Source organism: Bacillota bacterium, from assembly GCA_036504675.1.
Lineage (GTDB): Bacteria > Bacillota > Sulfobacillia > JAJYWN01 > JAJZPE01 > DASXUT01.
On the sequence record DASXUT010000044.1, the window covers coordinates 1 to 8,640 of the forward strand.

The following is an 8,640-nucleotide window of genomic DNA, read 5'->3' on the forward strand; positions in this document are numbered from 1 at the left end:
TTGTCGCCTCGGCGTTGCGATTGGCCTCTTCCTGAGCGGTGCCGTTGCCGGTGACGGTGGCATCGACGGTGATCTGATCGGCGGCCGCGCCCGCCTTGACCCTGACCTTTCCGACCGGGTTCTTGACCGTGACGGCCTTGACTTCCTGGCCGATGGTCAGCTCCCGATGGAGGGAATCCCGGGTGGCGTGGGCCAGGTTGACTGGCCCGATCCGGATACCGGATAGCTTGAACCCGCTCCAGCTGACCGGCCCGAGCATCGCCCCGACGAGGCCGATGACCACGACGATCACGGTGACCACGGTGACGCCGGACTCGACGTGGAAGGGGACCACAGTCTTCCCGCTCTTTGCGGCCCGGTCGGCCAGGACGGCCCGGGCGATCAGCTCGACGCCGAGGGCCAGCGGGAGTAAGGGCCAGTAAGTCCAGAAGAGATCGGCCGTCTGGGTGTGGAGCAGGTTATCGGCGAGCAGCCCCAACCCGAAGAGGATGAGGGCGGCGGCGACGATGTATCGACCGACCGGTCGCGATTTCATTGTTCTACCTCCTTGGCCGGATCCGGGGCGGCCGACGGCGGCGTCGCCGCCCGCGGGGCGGCCCCGAACCGTTCAGCCCACAGGAAGTAGGCCCCGCCGAGGATCAGGAGCATCGGCCAGCCGCGCTTGACCAGCCACCAAAGGCCGCCGTCGAGTGTCGCCGCCAGGCCGAGCAGCCCCAGGGCGACCAGGCCGACCCCCCAGACAAGGCCCTCGCGCGGCCCCATGTCGGCCGGCGAATGGGTCAGCGGCCGGTGATGGGTCGGGCGGGACGGAGCCGGATGGACGGCGGTGTGGGCGGACGGGGTGACCGCCGGGGACGGGATTGGGGCCTGGGCATGGGCCATCACGTAAGCGTCGTTGAACCGCCGGGCGGTGAAGATGGCGTCGAAGAGGCTGTAGAGCCAGACCACCGGGAAGATGACCAGGACATAGAGGATGGCGGTGAAGATCTCCCCGCTGTTGTTGACATTGAAGGGGAAGCCCGGGCCGAAGTTGATGTCCGGGCCGGAGAGCAAGCCGCCGTTGACCCCGACCAGGTTGAGCATGGGCTGGACGACCATCAGCGCGAAGCCCAGGGCGAGGAGGAACACGATCCCGAACCCCTTGACCCATTGCTCGTTGTAGAGCTGGCCCAGGCCCGGGACGAGGCCAAGGATCCCCGCCAGCAGCGGGCTCTTCCGACGCTCCATTTCAAACCATCCTTTCAGAAAAGCGAGGCGATGGCCGCCGGTCGGCGACTCACCGCCCGGTTGAGTCGATCTGGCTCAGGTACCTGGTGATGATCCCATCGAGACCGGTCTTCCGGGCCACCGTCCAGAAATCGTCCCTGATCCCGACGACGGTCCTTTGCTGATAGGCGATGATGCGGGCGTAGGAACGGGCATCCATGGTCAAAGCGGTGTAGGTCCCCAGGAGCAAGGTGGCGACCATGCTCGCCGCGGCCAGCGGACGGGCCCAGGCGATCCAGGTTGAAGCGGCCGCCCGGCCGGCCTGGCTCTGGGCCAAGCGGGCCTCCTTCGAGCGGCTGATCCCGGCCTCTTGCCGGCGGATCTCGTTCATCACCCGGGCGGTGAAGTCCAGGCTGGGGCCCGGGGTTGAGCGGGACTCGGCGGCCGAGGGCTCGTCGGCGAAGGTGGCCTCCAACCGGGCCTGGCCCACGATCAGGGCCTCGAACTCGGCCCGGCACGATGGGCAGGTCTCGAGATGGGCGGCCACGAGCCCGGCCTCTCTGGCTGTCAGTTCGCCGTCGGCGTAGGCCAACCGCCGTTTGGTTGTCCACCCGCAGGTCCGCCGCCGGGTGATGGCTTGTCGACTCATCTCGCTCCCCTCCCCATCGCCGTCATCTTGACCTTCGCCGTCATTTTGATCAACCGGCCGCCGGGCGACCGCGTGACCCGATCGGTCCCGGTCATTCGTCCGTCCTCCGCCTCAAGGCTCTTTTCCAGCAGATCCAGGGCCCTTCGCAGCCAGGTGGCCACGGTGTTGCGGGGAATCCCCATCTCGGCGGCGATCTCGTCGTAGGAGAGGTCCTGGACATAGCGGAGGAGGATCGCCGTTCGATAGCGGTCGGGTAGATCGCCGACCGCCTGGCGGACCTCCTCGCGGGTCATCTCGGCCTCGGCTTCCTCGGCCGGCCCGGGTAACGCGTCGGGCAGCCGTTCATCGGCTTCCATCGGCACCTCTCGGCGGCGCCTGAGCCTCGTCAGCGAGAGGTTGGTGGCGATGCGGACGAGCCAAGCCGGGAAGCCGCCGCGGATGGAGACGAAGCGGTCCAGGGCGAAGTAGGCCCGGACGAAGGTGTCCTGAGCGACGTCCTCGGCGTCGTGGGCGTTGCCGGTGATCCGCCGGGCCGCGCTGAAGACGAGGCGCTGGTAGCGCTGGACCAGGAAGCCGTAAGCCTCTTGGTCTCCCGCCTGACACCGCGCGATGAGTTCTTCGTCGGGGGGAAGTGTCGGCATGCGCTTACCTATCGCCCTTTCCACCAAAATAACGAAGCGGGCGGACGGAAAGTTTCAGCGGGGTCGGGAGAAGCTGTCCCCGGCCCCGCCGACCAGACTCAACCGTCCCTATTCGGCCTTGGGAAGGACCAACTCGAGCAGGTCACGCAGGTCGTTGATGATAGGCGGACGGTAGCGTTCGGCCTCGGGTGGGATTTCCGCATTGACGTCGCGGATCAACCAGACCGGCTTGATTCCGGCCTTCTTGGCCCCCATCACGTCGCCGAAGTAATCGTCACCGACATGGATGGCCGCGCCGGCCGGTACCTTGGCCAGCGCCAGGGCCTTACGGTAGATCTCCGGCGCGGGTTTCTGAGCCCCGGCCGTGCTGGACGAAAGGATGAAGTCCAGATACTGGTCGAGGCCGTGATAGCGGCAGAGCCGACCGAGGGACGGCTCCCAGTTGGAGATGACCCCGAGGACCAGGTCCCGCTCGGCCCGCAGCCGCCCGAGGACCTCGGGGACCTCGGGGTAGATGGCGTAGAGCGGGTCGTAGTCATACATCTCCTGGGCGACGGACTCGACCAGCTGGTCGCGGGGCGGGGCGTCGGCGGCGCCCAGGAAGGTCCGGGCGAAACGGTGGTAGAACTCCCGCTCGTCGTCGTCGGTCACCAGTTGGATCAACTCCGGGTCATGGGTCTTGCGGGCCTCGCCGAGGGCCTCGGCCACCTTGTCGTGGCCGAGGAAGATCCCTTTCTTGGCCAGGAGCTGGCGGGCCCTCTCGGCGGCGTCGCCCTGGAAGTGGATGAGGGTCTTGTTCATGTCGAAGAAGATGGCGCGCATCGGGCTATTCGTCCTCCCGGGCCGGCCGGTTTGAAGCTGGCTCAGGGCCAGCCGGCGCCCGGCGGACCGAAGGTTTTGCGCTCGGCGCGCCGAACATCCCTACCATGCCGGAAAATTGGGGTGCATCTATCCATGGGACCTTGTGATCATCACGTCCACCTGGAACGCGGTCCATACGAGCGATCCTGGCTAGAGCGGTTCTTGAAGACCGCCGCCGCCCGCGGGGTCGGCGAGGTCGGGTTCGTGGAGCATCTGTATCTTTTCAAAGAAGCGGTCGGGCTCCTCGGCGACGGCGGCCCCGGCGGCCTGGCGGCCAGCCCTGTGCGGTTCATCGACGAACGCTACACCAGGAGCATCGATGAGTTCCTGGCCTTTGTTGAGCGGGCCCGACAGGATGGCCTGCCGGTCAAGGTCGGCGTGGAGTTCGACTACCACCCCGAGGACGAAGAGGCCATCGGACGTTTCCTCGACACCTATCCGTTCGACTATCGGATTGGGTCGGTGCACTGCCTAAACAGTTTGGTGTTCGATATGACGCCGGATATTCCCTTCTGGCAGTCAGGCGACATCCGGGCGATCTACGCCGACTACTTCCGGATGCTGGCCCGGCTGGCCCGGTCGGGACTGGCCGACATCATCGGGCACTCCGACGTGATCAAGGTCTGGGGCCATCGGCCCAGCGGCCCGGGGGCCGAGGCCTTCCTCCGCGAGCAGTATGAGTCCCTGGCCGAGGCGGTCGCCGCCGGGCGGCGGCTGGGACCCGGCGGGCGGCCGAGCCCGGGCGATGCCCGCACGGCCGTCGAAATCAACACGGCCGGCTGGCGCAAGCCCGTCGGCGAGGTCTACCCTGGCCCGGGTCTGCTGGCGGCGTTCAAGACCGACGGGGTCCCGATCGTCTTTTCCTCCGATGCCCACGACCCCCGGGATGTCGGGGCCGATTTCGACCGGGCGATGGCCTACGCCCGGGAGGCCGGTTATCAGTCGACGGTCGAATTCGCCGGACGTCGGGCGAGCGAGAAGCCCATCGCCGAAGCCTGAGCGCCGAGAGCACTGAGACCACCAGGGGAGGAATGAGCATGGCCGAGCTTCCTCGGAATCGGAAGATGAGCCGCGAATCCCTAGTCTGCCTGGTCTATCTCATCGTCATCACGGTCTTCCTGAACGCCGACATGAACCTGCTCTATCCCAACGCCGTCCTCATCGAGAAGGACCTGGGCATCAATGACGCCCAACTGGGCGCGGTGTCATCGGCCTTCATCATCATCGGCGCCGTGGTCACCCTGCTCTGGGGGTACATGGCCGACTTCGTCTCCCGCAAGCGGCTCCTCGTCCTGACCGTCCTCTTGGGTGAGGTGCCCTGCCTGATGACCGCCTTCTCCCAGACCTACGGCCAGCTGTATTTCTGGCGGGCCCTGACCGGCCTGGGCATCGGCGGAATCATCCCGATCAGCTTCTCCTTGCTCTCCGACTACTTCACCGTCGAGCAGCGGGGCTTCGCCAATACGATGATCAACACGGTCAGCGGCCTGGGCACGGTCCTGGGGATGCTGGCGGCGGGGTTCATCGGCCCGGTCTATGGGTGGCGGCTCCCCTTCATCGTGGCGGCCGTCCCCAACTTCGTCCTCGTCCCGTTGTTCTACTTCTTCGCCAGGGAGCCCAAGCGGGGCCAGGCCGAGCCGGAACTGCGCGAGCTGGTCGCCGAAGGGGCCTACCGCGGCCGCGAACGCCCGAACTACCTGGCCATGGCCAGGGTCAAGACCAACGTCCTGAGCTTTATCCAGGGCATCCCGGGCTGCGTGCCCTGGGGCGTCCTGACCTTCGCCATCCCGATCTACTTCGTCCGCGAGAAGGGCTTCTCGGTGCAGGCGGCAACGATGATCATGATGATCTTCGGCGCCGGAGTCTTGGCCGGCGGATTCGTCGGGGGCCTTATCGGAACTAAGCTTTATAGCATCAAGAAGTCGTTGATGCCTATCTATTTGGGGATTGTTGTCTACGTCGGGATGTTCCTGGCTTACGGGGTGGTCGCCTACCCGGCCCATGCCGGGATGACCTTCCTGCAACTGCTCGGGCCGATGTCCCTGGCCTTCTTGATCGGGTTCGTGGCCAGCATGGTCGGGCCGAACCCGAAGACCATCCTGATGAACGTCAACCTGCCGGAGAACCGCGGATCCATCTCGTCGGTCTTCAACCTGACCGACTCCATCGGCAACGGGGTCGGGCCCTTCCTCGGCGGGTTGCTGTCGGTGAGCTTCGGGATGACCCGAGCCCTTTACATCGCCATCACCTTCTGGGCCCTGTGCGGCTTCTGGTGGTTCTTCGTCAGCCGGACCGAGCCCCGGGATGAGGAGGCCGTCCGCCGCGTGCTGGCCGAGCGGGCCGAAGCCATGGGCGGGGCATCGGCTGGTGGCGGGGCACCCGCCGGAGGGCGGTAACGCATGGAAGTCTCTTGCGGCGACCTGCGACTCAGGTTGGATGAGGCGGCCGGCCGGGCCGCCCTGTGGCGCGGCGCGAGACCGGTCATCGAAGGCGGGCGCTATGGGGTTTCGGTGGCCGGGCGGGGTGCCGTCTGGGCGGGCGGGGATGGACTACGGTCGGCCGGCCTGGAGTTGAGGGCGACGGCCGCCGCGGCCGGCCCCGGAATGGCCCTCCGCCTGGAGGTCGCCAACCGCGGCCCGACGGCCGTCCGCGTCGAGGGCTTCACCGTCCTCGACGCCGCGCGCGTCCTGCCCGAACGACCTTCTTCCTCCCTGCTGGTCTACCAGAACGGCTGGCAGTCGTGGAGCGCGGCCCTGGTCAAGCCCCTGACCGCCCGCGACCCGGACCCCCTTCTCCCACTGGTCAAGGTGATGGGGACCAACCCGGCCCGGCGCGGCACCTGGCGTCGCGGCCACATCGGTTCGGATTTCTTCTCGGCCATCGGAGTCGAGGGCGACGGGCTCGTCCTCGGCTTCTTGACGATGAGGGACCAGTTCAGTGAGGTTGTCTTCGAGTCGAGGGCGGGCCGAGCGGCCGGCGCAAGCGCGGGCGCCGGCCCGGGCGGCCCGCGGGCCGCCGCCATGGCCCGCTCCTGGGCCGACGGGTACGAGCTGGCCCCCGGCGGGACACTGGCCTCGGAGACCCTCTTCATCTGGGCCGGCGACCCCGCCGAAGGGCTGGAGCTCTATGCGGCCGAGGCGGGCCGGGCGATGAAGGCGATCACCTGGGACCACGTCCCGACCGGCTGGTGCACCTGGTATCACTACTTCACCAAGGTCACCGAGGGCGACGTCCTGGACAACCTGGAGCACCTGGGGCGCCTGCGCGGCTCAATCCCTCTCGAGTACGTCCAGATCGATGACGGCTACCAGCACGCCATCGGCGACTGGCTGGAGATCAATGAGAAGTTCCCGCACGGGATGAAGTGGCTGGCCGAGAAGATCAAGGAGGCCGGCTTCAAGCCCGGCCTCTGGCTGGCCCCCTTCACCGTGATGGAGAGGTCGAACTTGTGGAAGGCGCACCCCGATTGGATCCTCCGTGACGGGCGAGGGCGCCCCGTTTACGGCGGCAACAACCTCGGCTGGGGAGGCCGCATCTACGGGCTGGACTGCACCCACCCCGGCGTCATCGAGTGGCTGAAGCGCGTCTTCAGGACGGTCACCGACGAGTGGGGCTACGACTATGTCAAGATTGATTTCCTCTATTGCGCCGCCCTGGCCGGCCGGCACCACGACCGGTCGGCCACCCGGGCCCAGGCCCTGCGCCGCGGGCTCGAGGCCATCCGCGAAGCGGTCGGGGACGCGCGCTTCATCCTCGGCTGCGGCCTGCCTCTGGGACCGGCCGTCGGCCTGGTCAACGGAATGCGCATCGGTGAGGACGTCGCCCCCCAGTGGGGTCCGACCCCCCTGCCGTGGGAAAAGACCATTCCCGGGACGGTCAACGCCATCCGCAACACCCTGACCCGGGCCTTCCTCCACGACCGCTGGTGGCTCAACGACCCCGATTGCCTGCTCCTGCGGGACCGCCGGACCAAGCTGACCCCGGTTGAGGTGGAGAGCCTGGCGACGGTCATCGCCCTCTCCGGCGGCCTGCTGCTGACCAGCGACGACTTCTCGGCCGTCTCCCCGCAGCGCCTGGAGATGCTGCTGGAGATCTTCCCGCCGTCGCGCCGGGCGGCCCGAGCGGTCGATCTGTTCAAGACCGACGCCGCCGGGCGGCCGAGCCCCGGGGGACTGCCGAGCTTGTTCGTCAGGAGGGATGGTCGGGACGGGGAGGGCTCGGAGGCGGGCGGCGGCGGTGAGCGGTGGTCCGTCGGCATCTTCAACTGGTCCGGGCGCCCGGTCGACCTGAGCGTCGACCTGACCGCGGTGACCGGGCGGGCCGGCCCGTGGCACGTCCACGACATCTGGGCCGAGCGCGACGTTGGCCTGGTCGAAGGGGTCTTGAGCCTGCCGTCGGTGCCGGCTCATGGGTGTAGGTATCTAGCACTCTCGGAGTAACCGTGGGGCTCTAGATCAAATCGAGCCCCCGTCGGGGGGCTCGCCTAAGGTGCGGAACTCGCAGACGCGGTTGTCGTCGCGCGAATTTTGCTCTTTTTTCGTTTGAAGACCCCCCTCCAACGGGACGTCACGGCTCTGGCATTCTTCTCGATACTAGTCCAATGGGCCTCAAAACCTCGAATTTGGGTGTTAATCTGCCGCACCTTTCGGCGGTCGTCTTCCATAACCGAGCGAAAAACCGCGGCCCGTATTCTCCGGCGGTACTCTCGTGTGATTCTCACCTGACCATCCCCTAAGACCGCGAGGCCGGTTACACTCAAGGAATGGCCGCGGCCAACCACCCTGGTCTTATGGGAATTCAGAGCGAAACCTTCTTCAGCCACAATCTGCTTGCTTAGAGCTTGCACTCTATGGATCTGTCTTGAGGTCTTGGCGGTAAAAGTGATGTCATCAGAGTATCTGGTGTAGGCCACACTCCTAAGCCCAGCAAGCCGTGCGAGCCTTGAATCCATCTTACGGCACACAATGTTTGATATCATTGGCGACGTCGGAGCACCTTGAGGGAGACGGTCATCCAATGTACATAGTGAACTCAAGAGGTGGCAAACATGATCTGAATACCCCAGAGCCCTGAAGATCGTGAAGACCCTGCCACGCCCAATGGACGGGAAGAAGTCTTTGAGGTCATAAGCCAGCATGTGATAGTTGCGCGCGTGCCTCATCGCATTCTTTTTCGGTGTTGCCCCTGGGTAATAGGCCATTGCTGAAGCATGGGCTGGTACTCTCTCCAAGATTGATCTCAAAATCCATCTCTGAACCGCTTTGAGAGTCTTCGAGGGACAAT

General features: G+C 66.3%; 8 protein-coding genes. 3 read left to right on the forward strand and 5 right to left on the reverse strand.

Annotated elements, in window-relative coordinates:
* The 5 genes from VGL40_03420 to VGL40_03440 form a co-directional block, all read right to left on the reverse strand.
* Positions 1-535, reverse strand: a 535-nt coding sequence (locus tag VGL40_03420; protein HEY3314319.1) for a hypothetical protein, incomplete at its 3' end; no start/stop codon positions are given.
* Positions 532-1,227: a hypothetical protein gene (locus tag VGL40_03425; protein ID HEY3314320.1), complete on the reverse strand. Its 696-nt coding sequence runs from the start codon at positions 1,225-1,227 to the stop codon at positions 532-534. The genes VGL40_03420 and VGL40_03425, both read right to left, overlap by 4 nt.
* Positions 1,228-1,276: 49 nt before the next feature.
* Positions 1,277-1,855 carry a zf-HC2 domain-containing protein gene (locus VGL40_03430; protein ID HEY3314321.1) on the reverse strand — a complete coding sequence of 193 codons (579 nt, stop codon included), beginning with the start codon at positions 1,853-1,855 and terminating at the stop codon, positions 1,277-1,279.
* Entirely contained in the window at positions 1,852-2,496 is a 645-nt protein-coding gene (locus VGL40_03435) for a sigma-70 family RNA polymerase sigma factor (protein HEY3314322.1), read from the reverse strand. The genes VGL40_03430 and VGL40_03435 overlap by 4 nt, the downstream gene beginning before the upstream one ends.
* A 108-nt stretch (positions 2,497-2,604) precedes the next feature.
* Positions 2,605-3,318 (reverse strand): HAD family hydrolase, encoded by a 714-nt coding sequence (locus VGL40_03440; protein HEY3314323.1) that lies wholly within the window; start codon positions 3,316-3,318, stop codon positions 2,605-2,607.
* Between the two features lie 132 nt (positions 3,319-3,450).
* On the opposite strand from VGL40_03440, the gene VGL40_03445 reads away from it, so the two are divergent.
* The 3 genes from VGL40_03445 to VGL40_03455 are packed head-to-tail and all read left to right on the forward strand — an operon-like array spanning position 3,451 to position 7,796.
* Positions 3,451-4,356, forward strand: a complete 906-nt coding sequence (locus tag VGL40_03445) for a histidinol-phosphatase (protein ID HEY3314324.1) — start codon at positions 3,451-3,453, stop codon at positions 4,354-4,356.
* A gap of 38 nt (positions 4,357-4,394) precedes the next feature.
* Positions 4,395-5,753 carry an MFS transporter gene (locus VGL40_03450; GenBank protein ID HEY3314325.1) on the forward strand — a complete coding sequence of 453 codons (1,359 nt, stop codon included), beginning with the start codon at positions 4,395-4,397 and terminating at the stop codon, positions 5,751-5,753.
* A gap of 3 nt (positions 5,754-5,756) precedes the next feature.
* Positions 5,757-7,796: a glycoside hydrolase family 36 protein gene (locus VGL40_03455; protein ID HEY3314326.1), complete on the forward strand. Its 2,040-nt coding sequence runs from the start codon at positions 5,757-5,759 to the stop codon at positions 7,794-7,796.
* The last annotated feature ends 844 nt before the right edge of the window (positions 7,797-8,640 follow it).